This is a genomic window from Buttiauxella ferragutiae, assembly GCF_022637515.1.
GTDB lineage: Bacteria > Pseudomonadota > Gammaproteobacteria > Enterobacterales > Enterobacteriaceae > Buttiauxella > Buttiauxella ferragutiae.
In genome coordinates, this window is the sequence record NZ_CP093332.1 from 3,546,585 (window position 1) to 3,570,339 (window position 23,755).

General features: G+C 50.4%; 21 protein-coding genes. 11 read left to right on the forward strand and 10 right to left on the reverse strand.

All coding sequences use genetic code 11. The features are described from left to right. Positions 1-15: 15 nt before the first annotated feature. Complete coding sequence (gene yccS / locus MNO13_RS16470; RefSeq protein WP_133522512.1) at positions 16-2,151, forward strand: YccS family putative transporter; 2,136 nt, start codon at positions 16-18, stop codon at positions 2,149-2,151. Here the strand turns inward: yccS and MNO13_RS16475 are convergent. Continuing rightward, the gene (locus MNO13_RS16475; protein ID WP_064548155.1) at positions 2,148-2,762 is read right to left on the reverse strand and encodes a TfoX/Sxy family DNA transformation protein; all 615 of its coding nucleotides are present in this window, start codon (positions 2,760-2,762) and stop codon (positions 2,148-2,150) included. The two genes, yccS and MNO13_RS16475, sit on opposite strands and share 4 nt — an antisense overlap. A 220-nt stretch (positions 2,763-2,982) precedes the next feature. Between MNO13_RS16475 and sulA the strand changes: the two genes are divergently transcribed. Further along, positions 2,983-3,492 (forward strand): SOS-induced cell division inhibitor SulA, encoded by a 510-nt coding sequence (gene sulA, locus MNO13_RS16480; protein WP_064548157.1) that lies wholly within the window; start codon positions 2,983-2,985, stop codon positions 3,490-3,492. Between the two features lie 360 nt (positions 3,493-3,852). After that, positions 3,853-4,923, forward strand: a complete 1,071-nt coding sequence (ompA, locus tag MNO13_RS16485) for a porin OmpA (protein ID WP_121815658.1) — start codon at positions 3,853-3,855, stop codon at positions 4,921-4,923. Positions 4,924-5,025: 102 nt separating this feature from the next. On the opposite strand, the gene matP is transcribed toward ompA, so the two are convergent. Next, positions 5,026-5,475 carry a macrodomain Ter protein MatP gene (gene matP, locus MNO13_RS16490; protein WP_064548160.1) on the reverse strand — a complete coding sequence of 150 codons (450 nt, stop codon included), beginning with the start codon at positions 5,473-5,475 and terminating at the stop codon, positions 5,026-5,028. A gap of 175 nt (positions 5,476-5,650) precedes the next feature. Here matP and MNO13_RS16495 point away from each other — a divergent pair, with 175 nt between their 5' ends. Next, positions 5,651-7,405, forward strand: coding sequence for an AAA family ATPase (locus MNO13_RS16495; RefSeq protein ID WP_064548162.1), 1,755 nt, complete (start codon positions 5,651-5,653; stop codon positions 7,403-7,405). Between the two features lie 68 nt (positions 7,406-7,473). Continuing rightward, entirely contained in the window at positions 7,474-7,992 is a 519-nt protein-coding gene (gene fabA / locus MNO13_RS16500; RefSeq protein ID WP_034456318.1) for a bifunctional 3-hydroxydecanoyl-ACP dehydratase/trans-2-decenoyl-ACP isomerase, read from the forward strand. Between the two features lie 116 nt (positions 7,993-8,108). Here the strand turns inward: fabA and rmf are convergent, their stop codons facing one another. The 6 genes from rmf to rlmKL form a co-directional block, all read right to left on the reverse strand. After that, on the reverse strand, positions 8,109-8,276 hold the full coding sequence (rmf, locus tag MNO13_RS16505; protein WP_034456319.1) for a ribosome modulation factor: 168 nt from the start codon (positions 8,274-8,276) through the stop codon (positions 8,109-8,111). 255 nt (positions 8,277-8,531) lie between these two features. After that, positions 8,532-9,095 (reverse strand): membrane integrity-associated transporter subunit PqiC, encoded by a 564-nt coding sequence (gene pqiC, locus MNO13_RS16510; protein WP_133522509.1) that lies wholly within the window; start codon positions 9,093-9,095, stop codon positions 8,532-8,534. Beyond that, the gene (pqiB, locus tag MNO13_RS16515; protein WP_121813939.1) at positions 9,095-10,732 is read right to left on the reverse strand and encodes an intermembrane transport protein PqiB; all 1,638 of its coding nucleotides are present in this window, start codon (positions 10,730-10,732) and stop codon (positions 9,095-9,097) included. The genes pqiC and pqiB overlap by 1 nt, the downstream gene beginning before the upstream one ends. Beyond that, a complete protein-coding gene (pqiA, locus tag MNO13_RS16520; protein WP_064548167.1) occupies positions 10,722-11,990 on the reverse strand; it encodes a membrane integrity-associated transporter subunit PqiA in 1,269 nt (422 codons plus the stop codon). The genes pqiB and pqiA overlap by 11 nt, the downstream gene beginning before the upstream one ends. 16 nt (positions 11,991-12,006) lie before the next feature. After that, positions 12,007-13,914 (reverse strand): ABC transporter ATP-binding protein, encoded by a 1,908-nt coding sequence (locus MNO13_RS16525; protein WP_064548170.1) that lies wholly within the window; start codon positions 13,912-13,914, stop codon positions 12,007-12,009. Positions 13,915-13,919: 5 nt separating this feature from the next. Then, positions 13,920-16,037: a bifunctional 23S rRNA (guanine(2069)-N(7))-methyltransferase RlmK/23S rRNA (guanine(2445)-N(2))-methyltransferase RlmL gene (rlmKL, locus tag MNO13_RS16530; protein ID WP_064548171.1), complete on the reverse strand. Its 2,118-nt coding sequence runs from the start codon at positions 16,035-16,037 to the stop codon at positions 13,920-13,922. Positions 16,038-16,155: 118 nt separating this feature from the next. On the opposite strand from rlmKL, the gene MNO13_RS16535 reads away from it, so the two are divergent. Next, positions 16,156-17,268: a YcbX family protein gene (locus MNO13_RS16535; protein ID WP_064548173.1), complete on the forward strand. Its 1,113-nt coding sequence runs from the start codon at positions 16,156-16,158 to the stop codon at positions 17,266-17,268. On the opposite strand, the gene zapC is transcribed toward MNO13_RS16535, so the two are convergent. Then, positions 17,265-17,807, reverse strand: a complete 543-nt coding sequence (gene zapC, locus MNO13_RS16540; protein ID WP_064548176.1) for a cell division protein ZapC — start codon at positions 17,805-17,807, stop codon at positions 17,265-17,267. The genes MNO13_RS16535 and zapC overlap by 4 nt on opposite strands. A 166-nt stretch (positions 17,808-17,973) precedes the next feature. Beyond that, a complete protein-coding gene (gene pyrD, locus MNO13_RS16545; RefSeq protein ID WP_064548178.1) occupies positions 17,974-18,984 on the reverse strand; it encodes a quinone-dependent dihydroorotate dehydrogenase in 1,011 nt (336 codons plus the stop codon). Between the two features lie 248 nt (positions 18,985-19,232). On the opposite strand from pyrD, the gene ssuE reads away from it, so the two are divergent. From ssuE to ssuB, 5 genes are read left to right on the forward strand one after another with little or no spacing between them, the layout of a single operon-like run. Beyond that, positions 19,233-19,808, forward strand: coding sequence for an NADPH-dependent FMN reductase (gene ssuE, locus MNO13_RS16550; RefSeq protein ID WP_064548180.1), 576 nt, complete (start codon positions 19,233-19,235; stop codon positions 19,806-19,808). Then, a complete protein-coding gene (locus MNO13_RS16555; protein ID WP_064548182.1) occupies positions 19,801-20,769 on the forward strand; it encodes a sulfonate ABC transporter substrate-binding protein in 969 nt (322 codons plus the stop codon). Before ssuE ends, MNO13_RS16555 begins: the two co-directional genes overlap by 8 nt. Next, the gene (gene ssuD, locus MNO13_RS16560; RefSeq protein ID WP_064548184.1) at positions 20,766-21,911 is read left to right on the forward strand and encodes an FMNH2-dependent alkanesulfonate monooxygenase; all 1,146 of its coding nucleotides are present in this window, start codon (positions 20,766-20,768) and stop codon (positions 21,909-21,911) included. Before MNO13_RS16555 ends, ssuD begins: the two co-directional genes overlap by 4 nt. A gap of 10 nt (positions 21,912-21,921) precedes the next feature. After that, positions 21,922-22,713, forward strand: coding sequence for an aliphatic sulfonate ABC transporter permease SsuC (gene ssuC, locus MNO13_RS16565; RefSeq protein ID WP_121813943.1), 792 nt, complete (start codon positions 21,922-21,924; stop codon positions 22,711-22,713). Beyond that, positions 22,710-23,483 carry an aliphatic sulfonates ABC transporter ATP-binding protein gene (ssuB, locus tag MNO13_RS16570; protein ID WP_064548187.1) on the forward strand — a complete coding sequence of 258 codons (774 nt, stop codon included), beginning with the start codon at positions 22,710-22,712 and terminating at the stop codon, positions 23,481-23,483. The genes ssuC and ssuB overlap by 4 nt, the downstream gene beginning before the upstream one ends. Positions 23,484-23,755: the final 272 nt, after the last annotated feature.

A 23,755-nucleotide genomic window follows, 5' to 3' on the forward strand; every position in this document is an offset into this window, starting at 1 on the left:
GGATAGTGAGTATTAATGCTTAGTCCAATTCTGCGCCGCTATACCTGGAACAGTACCTGGCTCTATAACCTGCGTATTTTCATCGCACTGACGGGCACTGCTGCCCTCCCCTGGTGGCTGGGTGACGTTAAGCTGACTATCCCCTTAACGCTCGGCGTAGTTGCCGCCGCACTCGCAGACCTGGATGACCGGCTCACCGGGCGTTTGCGTAATCTTCTGATTACTTTGATTAGTTTCTTTATTGCTTCAGCATCAGTTGAGTTGTTGTACCCGTGGCCAATCTTTTTTGGCATCGGGCTAATGGTTTCCACTAGCGGGTTCATTCTGTTGGGCGGACTGGGCCAGCGTTACGCCACCATTGCCTTCGGGGCGCTACTTATCGCCATTTATACCATGCTCGGTATTTCTTTATACGAGCACTGGTATCAACAACCAATACTGCTGTTGGCTGGCGCTATCTGGTACAACGTGCTGACACTTGCCGGGCATCTAATCTTCCCTATTCGGCCTCTTCAAGATAACCTGGCGCGGTGCTATGAAAGTCTCGCACGTTATCTCGAGGTCAAAGCCATGCTGTTCGACCCCGACATTGAAGAAGAAAACCAGGCCCCCATGCTTGAGCTTGCGATGGCCAACAGTCAACTGGTCACGATGCTCAATCAGACCAAAGGCTCACTCTTGACTCGTTTACGCGGAGATCGCGGACAACGCGGCACACGTCGTACATTGCATTACTATTTTGTTGCGCAGGACATTCACGAGCGCGCGAGCTCTTCGCATATCCAGTACCAGGCACTACGCGATAAATTCCGCTACAGCGATATTATGTTCCGCTTTCAACGACTGCTAACTATGCAGTCCCAGGCTTGCTTGCAACTTTCGCGCTCAATTTTATTACGCGAGAAATACCAACACGACCCACGTTTTGAACGTGCGTTTACGCATCTTGATGCGGCGATTGAAAGACTGAATGCCGACCAATATCTGGCTGGTGAATTAAAAGCGCTTGGCTTCCTGGTGAGTAATTTGCGTGCCATTGATGCGCAATTAGCGACAATTGAATCCGAGCAAGCTCTTGCCGCACCACACAGTGATATCGAAAACCGCCTTGCGGATGATCGCATTACCGGCTTTGGCGATGTCTGGCAGCGTCTGAAACGCAACTTAACACCGGAGTCAGCGTTATTTCGCCATGCGGTTCGTATGTCGGTAGTGCTTTGCGTCGGCTACGCATTCATACAGTTTACCGGGCTAAAACATGGATATTGGATCCTGCTGACCAGCCTGTTTGTCTGCCAGCCTAACTACAATGCCACTCGTCGACGTTTAGCATTGCGTATCATCGGTACTTTAGTGGGTGTGGCGATAGGGCTACCGGTGTTGTACTTTGTACCGTCAATTGAAGGCCAGCTTGTCTTAATCGTGATTACTGGCGTGCTCTTTTTTGCCTTTCGAAATGTGCAATATGCACATGCCACCATGTTTATCACGTTACTGGTGTTGTTGTGTTTCAACTTGCTGGGTGAAGGGTTTGAAGTCGCTATGCCTCGTATCTTCGATACGCTGCTGGGATGTGCTATCGCCTGGGCTGCGGTGAGTTTCATCTGGCCGGACTGGCGTTTCCGTCGACTACCATTGGTTGTTGAGCGCGCATTTAATGCGAACTGCCGCTATCTGGATGCGATTCTTGAGCAATACCATCAAGGCCGGGATAATCGTGTTGAATATCGAATCGCGCGCCGGGATGCACATAACAAAGATGCAGAACTGGCATCTGTGGTGTCCAACATGTCATCTGAGCCGCGCGTTTCGCGAGAGATGCAAGAGACTGCATTTCGTTTGCTATGCCTAAATCACACATTTAACAGCTATATTTCAGCGTTAGGTGCGCACCGCGAACAACTGACCAACGAAGATATTTTACTGCTGCTTGATGATGCGGTGTGTTATGTCGATGATGCCCTTCATCATTTGCCTGCCGATGAAGCACGGGTGCACAAGGCGCTGCATGGGCTTACTGAGCGTATAACCTCGCTTGAGCCACAGTCGGATAGCAAAGAGCCGTTAGTGCTTCAACAAATTGGCCTGCTGGTTGCGCTGTTACCAGAAATATCACGTCTCCAACAACTTGTGTCGCAGCAACATACTTAACGGGTGTGTCGTTGCGCGTAAAGATGCCCCCACTCGACCAACTCCCGGCGCGTTGCCGCCGGGAGTGCGGCTTCATGAACACCACAAATAGCCCCCGCTAAAGCCAACAAGACTTGTACCCCTAGCCCTTTCTTCAAATGTCTCAGTTTTATCCACGACCGTTTTGCACCATAAGCATGAAGGGTGCGCACGTCAGCAATCCCGACTTCCCACAACATCATTTCCAGGCTGTGAGTTAAATTAGGTAAATCTTTGAGACGTTGTTGCGCCTTCAGGCGAGATTTCTCACGGCGAGCGCTAAACAATGCATCGGTTGAAAGCTGCAACAGCTTTTGCCGATCACGCCACAGTCCTTCATCGACATGATAATAATTGAGCGCAATGGCTCGTCCACGTTTGTTATAAACCAGAGACTCTGACGCTCTTGCAACAAAGTAAACTTCCGATTGTTCGCAGGCACGTAGATACAATTCTCCCTCAGAAACCATGGCAAACACCACATTTTCGACGGTTAAACTATAGCCACCAAATAGCGAGCGATAATTTATATCACCTAATGGCGCTAGATATTCTTTTGATTGATGAATCCTTGCATAAGACCGGCTCTTCATGAATATATCCTTAAATATCAATCCATAACATATCATCACAATGTGTAACTGCATCCAGTAATATGAAAATAGGTAACATGATGAGCGACGGCAATCACATTCTTACTTTCCGCAGATTTACATGTCGAAATTGCGATATGCTTTCCGAAATTTAGATTGATCTTTGTCCGAACTGGCATTACTGTATATTCATACAGTAACCCATCAGGCGGGATTAACTATGCAATCACATAACGTTCTAACTCACGTTGCCACTGTTCCAGGTTCTGCGTCTTCATTGGCTCAGTCATCAGCAGGTAACAACATTAAAGGGTTGATCAGTGAAGTGATCTACAGCGAAGATCAGCCCTGGATTACACAGTTAGTGTTGCTGCCCTTGCTGCAACAGCTTGGTCAGCAATCTCGCTGGCAGTTGTGGTTAACGCCACAACAGAAATTGAGTCGTCAGTGGGTGCAGTCAGCTGGTCTTCCGCTGACAAAAGTGATGCAGGTAAGCCAGTTAGATCCACTTTTTACCGTAGATGCTATGGTAAAAGCATTGCAGACAGGAAATTACAGTGTTGTTATTGGTTGGTTACCGGAAGAATTGACCGACGAAGAGCATTTTCAGCTATCATCTGCAGCTGAAATGGGTAAGGCAATTGGCTTTATTATGCGTCCAACTCGTACCTCAAAAACAGGATGTCGACCACGAAGTGGTCTAAAAATTCATTCTAGTTTGTATCATTAAGTAAATTTAAGAGAAATCCTGGAACTTTTTCTTCTCTGCTGACAATTCATTGTGAATTATGAAGAATCCCCGCTGCAAGCCGCTCCAGGCGGCATTCCGCCAGTTTTAAGAAGCCTATTTTTCGCGCAAAGTTGTTAAAAAGTGTGTACTCAAATCGTTTTTTTTCATATGCCTGAGGGACTTCACACTTGTAAGTTTTCAACTACGTTGTAGACTTTAGCTCGCCAGGGTTGCTCTTCCATAACACCGATTGATCGGTAGAGTAACAAGTGAGCATAAACTCGGGCGAAGGATTTAACCCTGGGCTTTAGAGCGATTTTAAAGCTCATGGCCTTTTTGGATGATAATGAGGCGCAAAAAATGAAAAAGACAGCTATCGCGATTGCAGTGGCACTGGCTGGCTTCGCTACCGTAGCGCAGGCCGCACCGAAAGATAACACCTGGTATGCAGGTGGTAAGTTGGGTTGGTCCCAGTTCCACGACACCGGTTTCTACGGAAACGGTTTCCAGAACAACAATGGCCCAACTCACAGCAGCCAACTGGGTGCTGGTGCATTCGGTGGTTACCAGGTTAACCCGTACGTTGGTTTCGAAATGGGTTACGACTGGTTAGGTCGTATGCCTTACAAGGGCAGCGTTGATAACGGTGCTTTCAAAGCGCAAGGCGTTCAACTGGCTGCTAAACTGAGCTACCCAATCAACGACGATCTGGATATCTACACTCGTCTGGGTGGTATGGTATGGCGTGCAGACGCTAAAGGTAACTACGCTTCTACTGGCGTTACCCGCAGCGAACACGACACTGGCGTTTCCCCGCTGGCAGCAGTTGGTCTTGAGTACGCAATCACCCGTGATATCGCAACTCGCCTGGATTACCAGTGGGTTAGCAACATCGGTGATGCGCAAACCGTTGGTACTCGTCCAGACAACGGCATGCTGAGCCTGGGTGTTTCTTACCGTTTCGGCCAGTATGATGCAGCTCCAGTTGTAGCTCCGGCTCCAGCTCCAGCTCCAGAAGTACAGACTAAGCACTTCACTCTGAAGTCTGATGTTCTGTTCAACTTCAACAAAGCAACTCTGAAACCAGAAGGTCAGCAGGCACTGGATCAACTGTATACTCAGTTGAGCAACCTCGACCCGAAAGATGGTTCTGTTGTAGTTCTGGGCTTCACCGACCGTATCGGTTCAGACCAGTACAACCAGAAACTGTCTGACAAACGTGCACAGTCTGTTGTTGATTACCTGATCTCTAAAGGTATCCCAGCTAACAAGATCTCCCCACGCGGTATGGGCGAATCTAACCCAGTTACTGGCAGCACCTGTGATAACGTAGCTCCTAAAGCTAAACTGATTGATTGCCTGGCTCCAGATCGTCGCGTAGAGATCGAAGTTAAAGGTATCAAAGACGTTGTAACTCAGCCTGCGGCATAAGTTACCGTTATAAAAAAACCCCGCTTCGGCGGGGTTTTTTGTTTTTAATGTTCTGGAACAGAAAAGCAAAATGAATCACTGCATCAACTCAACTGCGCTCTATTATTTGCCGAGCATTGCCTGAAGATCTTGTTTCAAAGAAGACATCTGATTGGCGTATTGTTCTTTACGCTCAGCATCTTCAATCAATTGCACAATAGTTTCTGAGAGAGTGCACCCTCGCCGATGAGCAAGCCCTGCTAACCGCTGCCAGACCAGATACTCAAGGTCGATGGACTTTTTACGCGTATGTTGATGTTCGGCATTAAAGTGCCGTTTACGACGTGCGCGGATAGTTTGTTTCATGCGGTTGCGGAGTTCTGGATTCATATGCTGCTCTATCCAGCTCAACACGTGCACAGGCTCATTTTCTAAGCGTAGCAGTTCATCAACGGCTTCTTTCGCAGCACTCGCCTCGATATAACGCGTGATAAGCTCGCCTTCACGGTGTTTTTTAACCAGATACTTCCACTTCCAGCCGCTCTCGAGATTTTCCAACTGTTGATATTTCATTGTTGTCTCAGTGTGACCGTGTAACTCATTTCAGAATAACAGTTTTTTTTATTTTCGCTTACCTGAAAAATGAAAGCTGTGAGCTAAGTAAACTTGCCGCTCCGCATAAACCGTGTGCTGCTTCGCCTATTCTTGTATAATCGCGCCTTTGACATCTAATTAATAAATAGCGACTTTGACGACTAATCGACTTGAATGGCGTGCTCTTGTACCTGATACCGAAAGTTATCAGGAAATTTTCGCACAGCCTTATGATTCCGAAACTGCCCCTTTCTCCGCTGTGCAACCTCGTCTGACTTATGGACTGATGCAGCTCAGCCAACCGGTAGCCTCGGCCGATCTGATGCTGGTAAAAGCCGCTGAAGAAGCCGAATACCTTAATCTTATTGCTAACGCAGCGCGCGAATGCTGGTCTCCGGATGTCACACTGACCGGCGGACATTATCTGATCGAAGGCTCGCGTATCACGTTACGCCCGGCTGAATCTGCTGAAGACAATTTTGCTGGTCAATCCGAGGTCGTCGTAGCTGACTGGATTGAAGCTGAGCAATTATTTGGCTGTGTTCGCCAGTTTGCCGGGGAAATCACACTGACTCCGGGTTTAGTTCACCAGGCAAACGGTGGCATTCTGGTGCTGTCGTTGCGTAGTGTGTTAGCACAACCGTTGCTATGGCTACGTCTGAAGCAGATGGTCATTCAGGGCCGCTTTGACTGGATTTCACCTGACGAAACACGGCCGTTGCCTGTTAGCATCCCGTCGTTACCCTTGAGCCTGAAATTGGTCCTGGTGGGTGAACGTGAATCTCTGGCTGACTTCCAGGATATGGAACCAGAGCTGGCGACCTGCGCAATCTACAGCGAATTTGAAGAAAACCTGCAAATTACTTCCGCCGATGATATGGCATTGTGGTGTCAGTGGATTTACGCCGTTGCGAAATCTAAATCGCTACCCGCACCTGCTACGGATGCCTGGACTACATTTATCCGTGAAGCTGTACGCTACACGGGTGACCAGGAAACACTGCCGCTATGTCCATCGTGGATAGGCCGCCAACTGCGCGAAGTCGCCTCATTTACTGAAGACGAAACCTTCGGCGCAGCTGAACTGACACAAATGCTGGCGCAGCGTGAATGGCGTGAAGGTTATCTGGCTGAGCGCATGCAGGATGAAATTCTGCTTGAGCAAATCCTGATTGAAACCGAAGGTGAGATGGTTGGCCAAATTAACGCATTGTCAGTGATAGAATTCCCGGGTCATCCACGCGCATTCGGTGAGCCTTCTCGAATTAGTTGCGTCGTTCATGTGGGTGATGGTGAATTCACTGACGTTGAGCGCAAAGCGGAATTGGGTGGCAATATTCATGCGAAAGGCATGATGATCATGCAGGCATTTTTGATGTCTGAATTGCAGCTCGATCAGCAAATCCCCTTCTCTGCATCTCTGACTTTTGAACAGTCATATAGTGAAGTTGATGGTGACAGCGCCTCAATGGCGGAACTGTGCGCATTAATCAGTGCGCTGGCGAATGTGCCAATTTATCAGCACATCGCAGTAACCGGTTCAGTCGACCAGTTCGGGCGCGTACAACCGGTTGGAGGCCTAAATGAGAAGATTGAAGGTTTCTTCCGCATCTGCCAGGAACGTGAGTTCACCGGCAAGCAAGGCGTGATAATCCCACTGTCCAACATTCGTCACCTGTGCCTGCACCAGGATGTTCTGGATGCTGTGGAGCAAGGACAATTCACGATTTGGGCCATCGACGATGTCACTGATGCGCTACCATTATTAACAAATCTGCCCTGGGATGGTGAGGGGCAAAATACGCTCATGCGTGCGGTACAAGAGCGGATAGCTCAGGCATCGGCGCAAGATATTCGGCACCGTTATCCATGGCCACTGCGTTGGCTCAACTGGTTCACACCAAACTGATCGGACTTGTTGAGCGTACACGTGTTAGCTAACATGCGTGCTTCATTATAAAAAGGCTTACTGTAAACATGGTAGATAAACGCGAATCCTATACAAAAGAAGATCTTCTTGCCTCTGGTCGTGGAGAACTGTTTGGCGCTGAAGGCCCACGGTTACCTGCGCCATCCATGCTGATGATGGACCGCGTGGTCAAGATGACCGAAGACGGTGGTAACTTCGATAAAGGTTACGTTGAAGCAGAATTAGATATTAATCCTGATCTGTGGTTCTTTGGCTGCCACTTTATCGGCGATCCGGTAATGCCTGGTTGTCTGGGCCTTGATGCGATGTGGCAGCTGGTCGGTTTCTACCTGGGCTGGCTCGGTGGTGAAGGTAAAGGTCGTGCTCTGGGTGTGGGTGAAGTTAAACTCGCGGGTCAGATTCTGCCAACTGCGAAGAAAGTTACCTATCGTATTCATTTCAAACGCGTCATCAATCGCCGCCTGATCATGGGCCTGGCAGATGGTGAAGTACTGGTTGATGGCCGTGTCATTTACACCGCTACCGATCTGAAAGTGGGTCTGTTCAAAGATACCACTGCTTTCTAGCCCTCTATACCCGTTAGCATTCAAGTTGCAGCCAACACCCCTGCGGCTTGAAAGATGACGGGTATAAACGCGAAACCTCCGCTGTGCGGAGGTTTCTTTTTCTAAAGAGACAGTGATTACGCGGTAACCGCCCTGTCTTCCATGGCTTCTCGCCAGCCTCCCATCCAGTACGACCTCTGATTCAGTGTCTGATAAGGACACATCTCTTTGGAGCGTCCGACGATACCTGCTTGATAACCACGCTGATGAGCCCGTTCCAGGCGATCTCGTTTTTGTCTCTTCATGCCTCGTTTCCCTCATTTCTTTAATCTGGTGGAAAGAAAACAGTGGCCACAAAACGTGCAACCACATATAACGAATACCTCCAAAACACGCCACCGTCAATGCGCAAAATTCACGCCAATGTCATATTTGTGAGCTACATGTGATGCGATTTGAGAAAAAAGTGTGAACAATGACTGGTAACGAGCTCATGCCAAAAGAAAAGCTGCGCCCGCGTTGATAGCGAATGGCGCAGCTTTTTTGTGCTACTGAAGTGATTAATTAATGCGTGTTAACTGGCCGGCAATACTTTGCGCTTCTTGTTGCCAGGCCTGAGCTAAAGTTTTCACCATCGCATCATAACCATCAGCTTGCTGTTTTAACTCAAGATGAAATGGCCGTTTAGTCAACTGCCCTTCGTGGTTAAGCAACCATTCACCGCTCACAATGACCTTGCCATCATAACGACCGTGGAAACCCGTCACGTTGACACTCAACGTATCCTGAACGCTACCGAGCGGTTGTGAAGCCACCACCCAACCTGGCAATGCGCTGCTCAGATTACTGACCAGAGTATTACGTAGTTGCTGGTCTAACGGGCTTGCCCACAAATTGTTGGTCGCAATCACGTATTGCACATCGCTGGTCTGATAAACCACGCCGTTACCGGCGAGGTAGTCAGGAACCGCAACTTGCTCCACCCATAATAAACGGCTGCCAGACTGGCTCACAGCCTGCATAGCAGGCGTTGAGCTTTGAGGTAGCTGATAATACGTCTTTCCCGGATCGCTGCTACAGGCCGTCAAAACAAGAGCTGCAACTATCGGAAGCCATTTTTTCATTATTGTGCCCTCTTCGGCTGGGGATCTTTTTTATCCTTCGCTTCAAAGATCAGCGAATTGCTCTTATCGTTCAACGTGCGCAACACAGGTTGCAGTTCGCGCAGCACCTGATCAAGACGCTGCATATCGGCCACCATCTTGTTGTAAGCCGCAGAACCTGGCTGGAAGCCCTGCATGCTGCGATTGAGCTCACGTAGCGTTGTCTGCATATCTTCAGGCAACGATTGCATTGATTTATTCGACGTAATCTTATTCAGATTATCCAGCGTCTGCTGCAAGCGCTTCATGGTTCGTTGGCTTTCAGCAAGCGAGTTGGTTGTCTCTTCAATCATTGGATTCAATGGCAAGTTATTAATCTTATCCAGTGTCTCCAGCAAACGTTGTTGAATTTGCGCCAAACCACCGCTCATCGTTGGAATGATTGGATACCCATCAAAGGTCGGCAAATCGGTCACCGGCGGAGCTTTAGGGTTGAAATCAAGATCGATAAACAGAGCGCCAGTCACCAGGCTGCCGGTTTTCATCGTGGCCCGCAAACCGCGTTTAATCAGCGATGCCATATTGTCCTCAATTCGGACATCATCACCGACGAGATTTTGTAAACGTTCAGGCTCAAGGCGGATTAATACCGGAATACGGAAGTCATCATTAATTTTCTGACGCATACCTGCGGTAAAGAATGGCACCTTCGCCACGGTTCCCAGACGAATGCCACGGAACTCAACAGGTGCACCTGGCTGTAAGCCACGGACGGAATCTTTGAAGAACATCAGGTAATCAATGTGATCGGTATACAAGGAATCCTGGGTGCTTTTCTGGTCGTCAAATAGCTTGTATTCGCTACCAGGTGCGGCGGCCTTGCCAAGCTCCCAACCTTCTGGCACATCAAAACTCACACCGCCGCTAAACAGCGTGGTAAGCGAGCCCATTTCCACACGCATCCCCTGGGAAGACATATCAACGGCAATACCGCTGTCTTTCCAGAAACGCACATTGGTGGTGACCAGGCGATCGTTAGGCGCACTAATAAAGAGTTGATATTTGATGCTACGTTTTGCCGCATCAAAAGTACTGGTTTCCACTGACCCAACGCGATAACCGCGGAACAGTACCGGATCGCCCGGTGCAAGCTGCCCTGCCTTATTACTCTCAAGCGTAATGCGGATACCCTTCGCATCAGGTGGGGCCAGAGGCGGGGCATCCAGCAAGTCATACTTACTGCTTTTTCCCCCTTTAGTACCCGGTTGCAGCTCGATATAAGCGCCGGAAAGCAAAGTTCCAAGCCCTGAAATACCTTCACGCCCGACCTGCGGTTTCACCACCCAAAACGCCGAATCTTTATGCAGCAGTTTTTCCATCCCGGAATTCAGACGTGCAGTGATTTCGACGTGCAGTAAGTCATCTGACAACACCGCACTTTCCACCACGCCAACATTCACGCTTCGGCTTTTGATGGTAGTTTTCCCGCCTTCAATACCCTCGGCATTGGTGGTAATTAGCGTAACGACCGGTCCCTGATGGCTATAGTGATAGAACAAGATCCATGCGCCAATAAGTACGGTGACGATAGGGAAAATCCACACTGGGGACCAGTTTTTGACCTTGGTAACTTTTGCTTCCCCGCTTTTATTTTCCATGCTCAGAAGACTCCTCGTAAGTTGAATCCGGTGCGCGATCCCAGGACAAGCGAGGGTCAAAGGTCATCGCTGCAAACATTGTCAAAATAACTACTAATGCAAACATAACGGCACCAATTGCCGGGTAGATACTCATCAATCCTCCCATGCGCACCAGCGCCGATAAAACTGCAATGACGAATACGTCTATCATTGACCAGCGTCCAACAAACTCGACCACTTCGTAGATCAAGTGCATTCTTTCACTGTCACGCTGCCCGTGACCTTTTGCATCCCAACATAGCCATGCAATGGCTAACATTTTGAGTGTTGGAACCAAAATACTGGCGATGAAAATCACCGCGGCCACCGGATAAGAACCTTCACTCCACAACAAAATTACCCCGGCAATAATCGTTGAGGGAATTTTGCTGCCCAGTACTTCGGTAATCATGATGGGTAATATGTTCGCAGGTAGATAAAGCATAATTGAAGTCAGCAACAGAGCGACTGTCCATTGCAAACTATGGCGACGACGCACATAACCCTTGGTTTCACAACGCGGGCAAATTTCCTGATCTTCAGGGACGATTGCGGTACAGCACGGGCATGAGCGCAGCCCCTGGCGAATGCCTGATACACCGACTTTCAGCGGTGCCGCAATGACCGGTTCAGGGGCAATATCATCCCATAGCCAGCGCCGGTCCACGCACTGGAAAGCGCGTAACTGCAACACACAAAACAAACACCAGGGAATAAAGCTGCTTCCTACGCCAATGTCACCATAAGCCATCAGTTTGACGAAACTCACCAGGATGCCAGCAAGAAAGATTTCCGCCATTCCCCAGGATTTTAAATGAAAGAAGAATCGAGCCAGCCACTTTTTAAGCGCAAGGGGCATCGCCACCTGGTTAACCAGTAACAAAATGGTGATCAGACAGAGCACGGGCACCGCTTGCACAAAAGCCATGAAGAACATGCCAAGGCTTGCGTAATCTTCATTAAATAACACGCCAGGAATTTCAAGCAGCGACACTTCGCTGCTGATACCGGCAACTTTCATGCTAATAAAGGGAAATAGATTCGCCAGTAGCAACATAAACAGAGCTGCCAGCGAATAAGCTGTAGGGCGTTGTCGCGCTGAGGACCACTGAGTCTGCAACGTGGTTCCACAACGAGGACAGACGGCCTTATGGCCGTCGTCTAATTCAGGCAGAGCGACCAGTAAGTCGCATTGCGAACACAATATGTGTGAACGATGGTGATGCGTGGCACACATATCGTGTCTCCTTGAGTTACGCGCCGTTTTTCAGAGCTTCAAGATATTCCCAGCGTTCAAAAGCCTCTTCCAGTGCTTTTTCTGCTGTAGAAAGGTCGCTCAAGGTTTTTTGCGTGACGTCATGCGGCTGATTAAAAAACTCAGGGTCTCCGACCTTCGCTTGAATCGCTTCCAGTTCGGCCTCAAGTTGTTCAAGACGTTGTGGTAATTGCTCTAGTTCACGCTGCAGGTTATAGCTTAGCTTGCTACTTGCGCGTTTAACAACTTCCACTTTCGCAGCTACGGTGTTTTGCGCTTTATCTGCCACAGACTGGCGCAAAGAATGAGCAGAAGCCTGTTGGCCCTTCGCATCATGGTAGCCCCCAACATAGCGACCAATTTTTCCTTCGCCTTCGAAAATCCAGCATTCGGTCACGGTGTTGTCGACGAATTGACGATCGTGGCTGACCAACATCACGGTGCCTTGATAGCCGTCAATCAACTCTTCGAGCAATTCGAGCGTTTCGACATCCAGATCGTTGGTCGGTTCATCGAGAATCAATAAGTTACTTGGTTTCAGGAATAAACGAGCCAGCAATAAGCGGTTACGCTCACCGCCAGATAACGCACGCACTGGCGTCATTGCACGTTTTGGATGGAACAAGAAGTCCTGCAAATAACCCAGCACATGGCGCGGTTTACCGTTCACCATCACTTCTTGCTTACCTTCCGCGAGGTTATCCATCACGGTGCGGTCCGGATCAAGCTCAGCACGGTGCTGGTCGAAGTAGGCCACTTCCAGCTTGGTACCGCAATGTACGCGACCGCTGTCCGCTTGCAACTGATCTAACATCAGTTTCAGCAGTGTGGTTTTACCGCAGCCGTTTGGCCCCACCAGCGCGATTTTATCGCTACGTTGAACCTGAGCAGAGAAGTCTTTAACCAGAGCACGTTCAGCAATCGCGTAGCAAACATCTTCCATCTCAAAGACGATTTTGCCGGAGCGAGCGGCTTCTTCGACCTGCATTTTGGCGCTGCCCAGCACTTCACGACGTGCGCTGCGTTCGTTACGCATCGCTTTCAAGGCACGAACACGGCCTTCGTTACGGGTACGGCGCGCTTTAATGCCCTGACGAATCCAGACCTCTTCCTGCGCCAGTTTGCGATCGAACTCAGCGTTTTGCAGATCTTCAACGCGCAACGCTTCTTCTTTTGCCAGCAAATACTGATCGTAATCGCCAGGATAGGAAACCAGTTTGCCACGATCAAGATCGACAATACGGGTAGCCATATTGCGGATGAATGAACGGTCGTGGGAGATAAACACGATGCTGCCCTGGAACTCTTTCAGGAAGCCTTCCAGCCAGTCAATCGCTTCAATATCCAGGTGGTTAGTCGGTTCATCAAGCAGCAGCACGCGCGGAGAACTCACCAATGCGCGGCCCAATGCGGCTTTACGCAACCAGCCGCCAGACAAGGCAGACAGTTCGGTATCGGCATCCAGGCCTAATTGCAGCAGCACTTCATTGATACGGCTTTCAAGCTGCCAGAGATTCTGGTTATCGAGGATTTCCTGAATGCGCGCCATCTCATTGAGATTTTTGTCGCTTGGATCGGTCATCACTTTATGAGAAATATCGTGATAAGCCTTAAGATGCACGGCCTGCTCTTCGACGCCTTCAGCAACGAAATCGTAAACCGTTCCCGCGACATTACGCGGCGGATCTTGCTGCAAACGCGCCACGATCAGATCTTGTTCGTAAATCATGCGCCCGTCATCCAACGGAACTTCACGATTCAGGATCTTCATCAGCGTGGATTTGCCTGCGCCGTTACGGCCAACCAGACAGACGCGTTCGTTTTCTTCAATATGGAGTTCGGTGTTATCTAATAACGGTGCGTCGCTAAACGACAACCAGGCACCGTGCATACTAATTAATGACATGACAATTAATCCTTGGCTACGTGAGTCACGAGCCAGCAGTTATGAATTTGGCGATTACGGGCAAAGTCTTGCGACTGGGTTTTCTGCGTGATTTCCTGAGCGTTCAGACCCAGGTTCGCTAGCCCATCAAAGTCCATTTTGAAGCCACGTTTATTGTTGGAGAACATAATGGTGCCGCCCTGGCGCAACAGGCGCTTAAGGTCTTTCATCAGCACCAGATGATCACGCTGGACATCAAAAGATTCTTCCATACGTTTTGAGTTTGAGAACGTTGGTGGATCGATAAAAATCAGATCAAACTGTTCATCGGTTTCACGCAACCAGCCCAGGCAATCAGCCTGAATCAGGCGGTGAGCGCGACCGCTCAAACCATTGAGACGTAAGTTACGCTCAGCCCACTCCAGATAAGTACGCGACATATCTACGGTAGTCGTGGTTTTAGCGCCGCCTAAGCCTGCGTGAACCGTTGCACTGCCGGTATAAGCAAAGAGGTTAAGGAAGTCTTTCCCTTTGCTCATTTTACCCAACATATGGCGTGCAATACGGTGGTCGAGGAATAAACCAGTATCGAGATAGTCAGTCAGGTTAACCCACAGGCGAGCGTTATATTCACTCACTTCCATGAAGTCACCCTTCTCATCCATTTTCTGATATTGGCTTTTCCCTTTCTGACGTTCACGGGTTTTCAGAATCAGACGATTAGATGGTAATTCCAGCACCGCGAGCGTTGCTGCAATGACGTCAAACAGACGCTGGCGCGCTTTATTCGCATCAACGGTTTTCGGTGGCGCATATTCCTGCACCACCACCCACTCGCCATAACGGTCAACGGCGACATTATATTCCGGCAGGTCAGCATCGTAAATTCGGTAGCATTCAATGCCTTCCTGACGCGCCCATTTATCAAGTTTTTTGACGTTTTTGCGCAGACGGTTCGCGTAATCATCAGCAATCTGGCCTGATGCCGCACCTGTGCTGTTTTCCGATAACTGGTAATTTTTCTGCACACAGTCCAGCGGGCCATTCTTCGCTTTAAACTGGCGTTCAGCACGCAATTGCAGGCAGCTGAGCAAATCTGGGGAAGCACTGAACAGTGATAAATTCCAGCCACCGAAATGGTTCTTCATGTTACGGCCCAGCAGGCTGTGCAAGGCAATCAGCGCAGGCTCGCTATCCAGACGTTCGCCGTAAGGCGGGTTGCTGATCACCGTCCCCACAGGCCCTTCCGGCAGCGGGTTAGTCAGTTTAGCGACGTCTTTCACTTCGTAGCTGATGATATCGGCCAGACCTGCACGACGGGAGTTAGCGCGAGCGCGTTCAATCACCCTTGAGTCGTTATCTGAACCGAAGAAACGTGATGTGTATTCGCCAAGGCCTTTACGCGCACGAACCTGTGCTTCGGTGGTAATTTCTTTCCACAGCTCCACATCGTGATTTGCCCAGCCGAGGAAGCCCCAATGTTTGCGATGCAAACCAGGTGCACGATCGGTGGCGATCATTGCCGCTTCAATCAGCAACGTACCGGAACCACACATTGGATCGAGCAGCGGCGTACCCGGCTGCCAACCTGAGCGCATCACAATGGCGGATGCCAACGTTTCTTTAATAGGAGCAGCACCGGTGCTGTCGCGGTAACCGCGCTGATGCAGGCCTTCACCGCTCAAATCCAGCGCGATGCTGGCGGTGTCTTTATTCAGCCAGACGTTAATGCGCAAGTCAGGTTGCTCGCGTTCGACATTCGGACGCGGCAAGTTTTTGCGGGTAAAGGAGTCGACGATGGCATCCTTCACTTTTAACGCGCCGTACTGGCTATTACGGATAACCTCGTTCAGGCCGCTGAAATGCACCGCGAAGGTCGCATCCGGGCCAAACAGCGCAGGCCAGTCGATGGTCTGTACGCCAAGATACAAATCGAGATCGCTGTAAACACTGCATTCGTTTAAAGGCAGCAAAATGCGGGACGCAAGGCGGCTCCACATCAAGCTTTGATAGAGCAGACGTGAGTCCCCCTGGTAATGTACGCCGCCCTGAACCACCTGGCATGCTTGCGCACCAAGGCCCTCCAGTTCAGTTTTTAATAGCTCTTCAAGCCCACGCGCCGTACTGGCAAACAGAGAATTCATATCGTCACTTAATCAGGTATAAAAAGAAAATTGTGGCGCATTATAGCCAATCTGCCACGCATGTCATAAAGTTGGCCTCTTATATTGTTTATTTATTCGTTTATGCCGAGGGAGCGCAATGATCACCCTATCCCAACTCTATATTCACCCGGTGAAATCGATGCGCGGTCTTGCCCTCTCGCATGCTCAGGCAAGCAGCAGCGGTTTAGCCTTTGACCGCATTTTTATGGTCACCGAATCTGACGGCACTTTTATTACCGCGCGTCAGTTCCCGCAAATGGTGCTTTTCACCCCGGCCATTACCCACGATGGCTTATTTCTGAGCGCACCCGACGGCAGTTCTGCCAGCGTGCGTTTTGCTGATTTTCAACCTCAGGCCGAACCGACCGAAGTGTGGGGTAATCATTTCACAGCACGGATAGCGCCGGATGAAATTAACCAGTGGTTGAGCGGATTCTTTTCGCGCCCGGTGCAGTTGCGCTGGCTGGGCGAAACGTTGACCCGTCGCGTGAAACGTCATCAAGAGGTGCCACTGTCATTTGCCGACGGTTATCCATTCCTGCTGGTTAACGAAGCTTCGTTACGTGATTTACAAAACCGCTGCCGGGCAAGCGTTAAAATGGCGCAATTCCGCCCAAATATCGTGGTCACTGGCGCACAAGCCTGGGCTGAAGATAGCTGGAAAGTGGTGCGTATTGGTGGTGTGACGTTTGATGTCGCGAAACCTTGTAGCCGTTGTATTTTCACCACCGTCAGTCCAGAGCGTGGCCGTAAACATCCGAGCGGCGAACCCCTGGTAACGCTGCAACAATTCCGCACCGCTCAAGATAATGGCGACGTCGATTTCGGCCAGAATTTAATTGCCCGCAACAGTGGCATTATTCGAGTGGGCGATGAGCTGGAAGTGCTGGCGACCAAACCAGCAAAAGCTTATGGCGCAGGGGCCACCGAAGAAGAGCCAGAACCTTTTGAGCAGCAAGAAAGCAATGTGGCAATTGACTGGCAGGGCCAACAATTCCGCGGCAACAATCAGCAAGTGTTACTTGAGCAGCTAGAACAACAAGGTATCCGTGTGCCCTATTCTTGCCGGGCCGGAATTTGCGGCAGTTGCCGAATTAAATTAGTCAGCGGGGAAGTCAAGGCGTTGAAGAAAAGCGCAATCAATGACGATGGCACAATCCTGTGTTGTAGTTGTATTCCTGCGGGCGATGTGGAATTAGCGGGAAATTAAACAGCTTGATCGAGACTGAGGTCGTTGCCCAAAGGTTGCGGCCTTAATCTGTCATTCATCACTTTAATCGCATCGCCAAGTTGCATAGTGCGGCCTGCCAGTTGTAAACCCGGTTGGGCGAGTAAACAGAGTGCAGCATTGTTGCCCGTTTCGACCACCAGCAGATTCACTTGCTGCATATCATCACTCAAACAGACACAAGCCGCGTCGCCAGGGGCCGGCTGCCAGCATTCGCCATGAGAGATAAAGTGCCAGCTTTTTGGCATTTGTGGTTTCAAATAACGAATCGCTACCAGCGCATTTAATACCAGTTCAGCACGCTGATCTTTACTTAAAATAAGGTCGCGACATTTTTCTTCGAAGGTGAAGAAAAGAGCGGCATCATCTACGCAAAAGCCTGTATTTTCAAAGGCATCTGGTGTGAGCATTTTACGAGGGAACCGTGAACGGAATAGCATACCATTGGCTAAATCGAGCATCATACGATCATGCTCTTCATCAAAATACCAACGCCAATTATCGTCCGGTTTTATCCGCATAACTATTTGCCCTTTCGTTTATTCCCACGATTTAAAACATCCTTATCGCCGCTTCGTTAATGAACACATTTAATAAAAGACCAATATGTATAATTTAGCAACAGTGGTGGAATATAAAACAACCAGGGCTGAAAATAAAGCCCCGGTTGTCTGAAAGGAAAAATGTTTACAGCCCAGTGATGATTTCTTTAATCAGCGGTGGGCCTTTAAATATGAATCCAGAATATATTTGCACCAGTGAGGCACCCGCCGCCATCTTCTCGCGAGCAGCAATCAGCGAATCAATACCGCCAACACCAATAATAGGTAAGCGACCATTTAATTCTTGCGACAAGCGGCGAATAATTTCTGTGCTTTTAAGTTGCACCGGACGGCCACTTAATCCACCCATTTCGTCACAATATTTCATACCCTGAACCAGGCTACGATCCAATGTGGTATTGGTCGCAATGACTCCATCAATATTATGGCGAACTAAACTATCAGCCACCTGGATCAATTCTTCCTCAGAAAGATCCGGCGCGATCTTCACGGCAACTGGCACATATTTATGATGCAATTCCTGAAGCGCTTGTTGCTTATTTTTAATCGCCACTAACAGATCATCTAACGCTTCACCATATTGCAGCGTGCGTAATCCAGGGGTATTTGGCGAGGAAATATTGATCGCGATATAACCCGCATACGGATAAATTTTATCCATACAGATCAAATAATCATCTTTTCCCTGCTCTACTGGCGTGTCTTTATTCTTGCCAATATTGATACCCAATACCCCATCAAAATGGGATTTTTTAACGTTCTCAACCAGGTTATCTACGCCGTGGTTATTGAAACCCATGCGGTTGATCAAGCCTTCTGCTTCTACCAGACGGAAGATACGCGGCTTGTCATTTCCTGGTTGTGGGCGAGGCGTGACGGTACCAATTTCGATGGAGCCAAAGCCCATGGCACCCAGTGCATCAATACACTCACCGTTTTTATCTAAACCGGCAGCAAGACCCAGTGGGTTCTTAAAGGTCAGACCCATACAGGTCACCGGTTTAGAGGGCACATTTTGCCGCACCAGCCATTCGAGAGGTGTACCTGTTACACGACGCAATTGCTGAAATGTCACTTCATGAGCGCGCTCGGGATCGAGCTTGAAAAGGGCTTTACGAACGAAGGGGTAGTACATGAACACTCCAGAATTCCCAGTATGCAAACTGGGGCAGTATTATTAACGATAACGGACGTGAATGGAATTGACCTGCAACAAAAAAGACCGAATCAGCGCAAACGTTTTCTTCCCTGCATTTTGTTATTCAGTTTTTGGCAAATGATTCCCGGATAAATCATTTAGTGGATTACCACTTCTGCGCGACTATCACACTCAATTGTTATCAATGTTACCTAAAAGCAAACAATTAGTTATAAGGAAACAATATGCGTGTGATCACCCTTGCCGGAAGCCCGCGCTTCCCTTCTCGTTCAAGTGCTCTACTGGAATATGCCCGCGAAAAATTAAGCGCTCTGGATATCGAGGTGTGTCACTGGCATCTACAGAATTTCGCGCCAGAAGATTTGCTGTACGCCCGTTTTGATAGCCCTGCGCTGCTCGCTTTAAATGAACAATTACAGCAGGCCGATGGCGTGATCATCGCGACTCCTGTTTATAAGGCTTCCTTTTCTGGCGCGCTGAAAACCCTGCTCGACCTGCTGCCTGAACGTGCGCTGGATAAAAAGGTCGTGCTGCCATTAGCTACCGGCGGAACAGTGGCACATATGCTGGCGGTCGATTACGCGCTGAAACCCGTCCTTAATGCGCTGAAAGCGCAGGAAATTCTACATGGCGTGTTTGCTGATGACAGCCAGATAGCGGATTACCAGCACAAACCGGTATTCAGCAACAACTTACAACAACGTCTCGATAACGCGCTGGAAACCTTCTGGCAGGCTCTGCACCGCCGGGATTTTATTGTCTCCTCCCCTTTTAAGACGCAAGGAGTTGCCCATGTTTAATTTTCTGAAACGAACCGCGCCGTGGCTTGCACTCGCAGGAACGTTAAGCCTGAGCGCCACGCTTCACGCGGCAGATACGGGGCCAGAGCAGTTGCGCATTGGTTATCAAAAAGGCTCGGTCAGCATGGTACTGGCGAAAAGCCACCAGCTTCTGGAAAAAGAGTATCCAAATACTAAGTTCCAGTGGATTGAATTTCCGGCAGGCCCACAAATGCTCGAAGCCCTGAACATCGGTAGTATCGATCTCGGTAGCACGGGAGATATTCCGCCAATCTTCGCGCAGGCTGCGGGCGCGGACCTGGTGTACGTCGGTTCTGAACCGGCAAAACCAAAAGCCGAAGTGATTCTGGTGCCGGAGAATAGCCCACTGAAAACCGTGGCGGATCTTAAAGGGCATAAAATCGCTTTCCAGAAAGGTTCCAGCTCCCACAACCTGGTGTTACGAGCGCTGCAAAAAGCCGGGCTGAAATTTACTGATGTCCAGCCTGCTTATTTAACGCCAGCTGATGCGCGCGCCGCATTCCAGCAGGGCAACGTTGATGCCTGGGCAATTTGGGACCCGTACTATTCAGCTGCACTGTTGAATGGCGGCGTGCGTGTCCTGACCGACGGCAGCGAGCTAAATCAAACCGGTTCCTTCTACCTCGCTTCACGCCCTTACGCGGAACAAAACGGTCCGTTCCTGCAACACGTTCTGAAAACCTTTAGTGATGCCGACGCGTTAACTCGCACCCAGCGTGACGCAAGCGTTGCGCTACTGGCAAAAACCATGGGGTTGCCGGAAAACGTGATTGCTACCTATTTCGACCATCGCCCACCAACGGTGATTACCCCGGTCAGCGCCGAGACTGCCGCCAAACAACAGCAAACCGCAGATCTGTTTTATGACAACCACTTAGTGCCTAAGAAAGTCGATATTCGCACCCGCATCTGGCAACCCGCTAAAGGAGATAAATCATGAGCTTAAACTTATTCTGGTTCCTGCCGACTCACGGTGACGGCCACTACTTAGGCAGTAACGATGCAGCACGTCCGGTTGACCATGCCTACTTGCAACAAATTGCTCAGGCGGCAGACAGAATCGGTTTTACTGGTGTACTGATCCCGACAGGCCGTTCTTGCGAAGACGCCTGGCTGGTTGCGGCATCGATGATTCCGGTAACGCAGCGTTTGAAATTTCTGGTCGCACTGCGCCCAAGCGTGACGTCGCCAACCGTGGCTGCACGCCAGGCCGCGACGCTGGACAGGCTTTCCAACGGGCGTGCTTTATTTAACCTGGTGACCGGTAGCGACCCGGAAGAGTTAGCCGCAGATGGCGTGTTCCTCAATCATCAGGAACGTTATGAAGCTTCAGCTGAATTTACCCACATCTGGCGTCGCCTGCTGGAAGGCGAAACGGTGGATCACGAAGGCAAACATATTCAGGTCAAAGGGGCAAAACTGTTATTCCCGCCTGTGCAGCAGCCTCGCCCACCGCTCTACTTTGGCGGTTCTTCGGATGTGGCACAGGATTTGGCTGCTGAACAGGTGGATCTCTACCTGACCTGGGGCGAACCGCCGCATTTAGTGAAAGAAAAAATTGAGCAAGTCCGTGCGAAAGCCGCGGCTCATGGCCGCACGGTACGTTTCGGTATTCGCTTACATGTGATTGTGCGTGAAACCAATGAAGAAGCGTGGGATGCCGCCAATCGCCTGATTTCGCAATTGGATGATGAAACCATCGCCAAAGCACAGGCCGCTTTTGCCCGCACTGATTCTGTCGGCCAGCACCGCATGGCGGCGTTGCACGGCGGCAAGCGCGACAACCTGGAGATCAGCCCAAACTTGTGGGCAGGCGTCGGCCTGGTGCGTGGCGGCGCAGGCACTGCGCTGGTAGGTGATGGCCCTACCGTGGCGGCGCGGATTAATGAATACGCCGCACTGGGTATCGACAGCTTTATTTTCTCCGGTTACCCGCACCTGGAAGAAGCTTATCGCGTCGGCGAACTGCTGTTCCCGCACCTTGACGTCACGATTCCACAAATCCCACAACCGCGCCAGATTCATGAAAAAGGCGAAGTCGTGGCGAATGACTTTATCCCGCGCAAAGTCGCGCAAAGCTAAGGAGCCGTCAATGACCCCTTCAACGCACAAACTGTTGCTGAGAGTGGCACCGTGGGTCTTGCCGGTGGCGGTTATCGCCATCTGGCAACTATCCTCAAGCGCAGGCTGGCTCTCGTCGCGCATCCTCCCCTCTCCGGAAGGGGTGGTGGTTGCATTCTGGAACCTCTCAGCCAGCGGTGAATTGTGGCAACACCTGGCGATCAGTTCATGGCGTGCGGTGATTGGTTTCAGTATTGGTGGCTCATTAGGCCTGGTTCTCGGCCTGATTAGCGGGCTTTCGCGTTGGGGGGAGCGTTTGCTGGACAGCTCGATTCAGATGCTGCGTAACGTTCCGCACCTGGCGCTAATCCCGCTGGTCATTTTGTGGTTCGGCATTGATGAATCAGCGAAGATTTTCCTCGTGGCTCTCGGCACGCTGTTCCCGATTTACATCAACACCTGGCACGGCATCCGTAATATTGACCAGGGCTTGCTGGAGATGGCCCGCAGTTATGGGTTGTCAGGCTTTAGCCTGTTTGCCCAGGTGATTCTACCAGGGGCTTTGCCTTCGATTATGGTCGGCATTCGTTTCGCACTTGGCCTGATGTGGCTAACGTTAATCGTTGCCGAGACGATTTCGGCAAACTCCGGAATTGGCTATCTGGCAATGAACGCCCGTGAATTCCTGCAAACCGATGTGGTTGTCGTCGCCATTATTTTGTATGCCCTGCTCGGCAAACTCGCTGACATCAGCGCGCAATTACTCGAACGAGTCTGGCTGCGCTGGCACCCTGCTTACCAGTTACAGGAGGAGAACGCATGAATACCGCACGTTTAAACCAGGGGACTCCCCTACTCCTTAACGGCGTGACCAAACGCTACGGCAATAAAACAATTCTTGATGAGCTGGAATTACATATTCCTGCCGGGCAATTTGTTGCGGTGGTCGGGCGCAGTGGCGGCGGTAAAAGTACATTGTTACGACTACTGGCAGGGTTGGAAAATCCCAACGGCGGGTCACTGATTGCCGGAAATGCCCCACTGCGCGAAAGCCAGGATGAAACACGTTTAATGTTCCAGGATGCGCGTTTGTTGCCGTGGAAATCAGTGATAAATAATGTCGGTCTGGGGCTGAAAGGAAACTGGAAAGACGCGGCGACGAAAGCGCTGGAAGCGGTTGGGCTTGCCAATCGCGCTACCGAGTGGCCGGCCGCCCTGTCCGGCGGCCAGAAGCAGCGTGTGGCGCTGGCTCGGGCGCTGATTCATCGCCCACGGCTGTTATTGCTGGACGAACCTTTGGGCGCGCTGGATGCCCTGACGCGTATCGAAATGCAGGAGTTAATTGTCTCTTTGTGGCAGGAACATGGCTTTACGGTGTTGCTGGTGACGCACGATGTCAGCGAAGCCGTTGCGATGGCGGATAGAGTTTTGTTGATTGAAGAAGGAAAAATTGGGCTCGATTTGACAATTGATTTACCGCGTCCACGTAAGCTCGGCTCTGTGCGGCTGGCTGAACTGGAAGCGCAGGTGTTAGAACGTGTAATGAAGCGGCAGGTTGTGGAGGAACCGGAGCGCGTGGTGCGCACCGGTTAAGTTTGTTCGCCCTCACCCCGACCCTCTCCCCCAGGAGAGGGAGAACACCAGGTAATCCCCCTCGCCATCAGAGGGAGAACTCCAGGTAATCCCCTCGCCCTCTGGGAAAGGGAGAACACCGGGTAATCCCTCGCCCTCAGAGGGAGAACACCGGGTAATCCCCTCGCCCTCAGAGGGAGAACACCGGGTAATCCCTCGCCCTCAGAGGGAGAACTCCAGGTAATCCCCTCGCCCTCAGAGGGAGAACACCGGGTAATCCCCTCTCCCTCAGG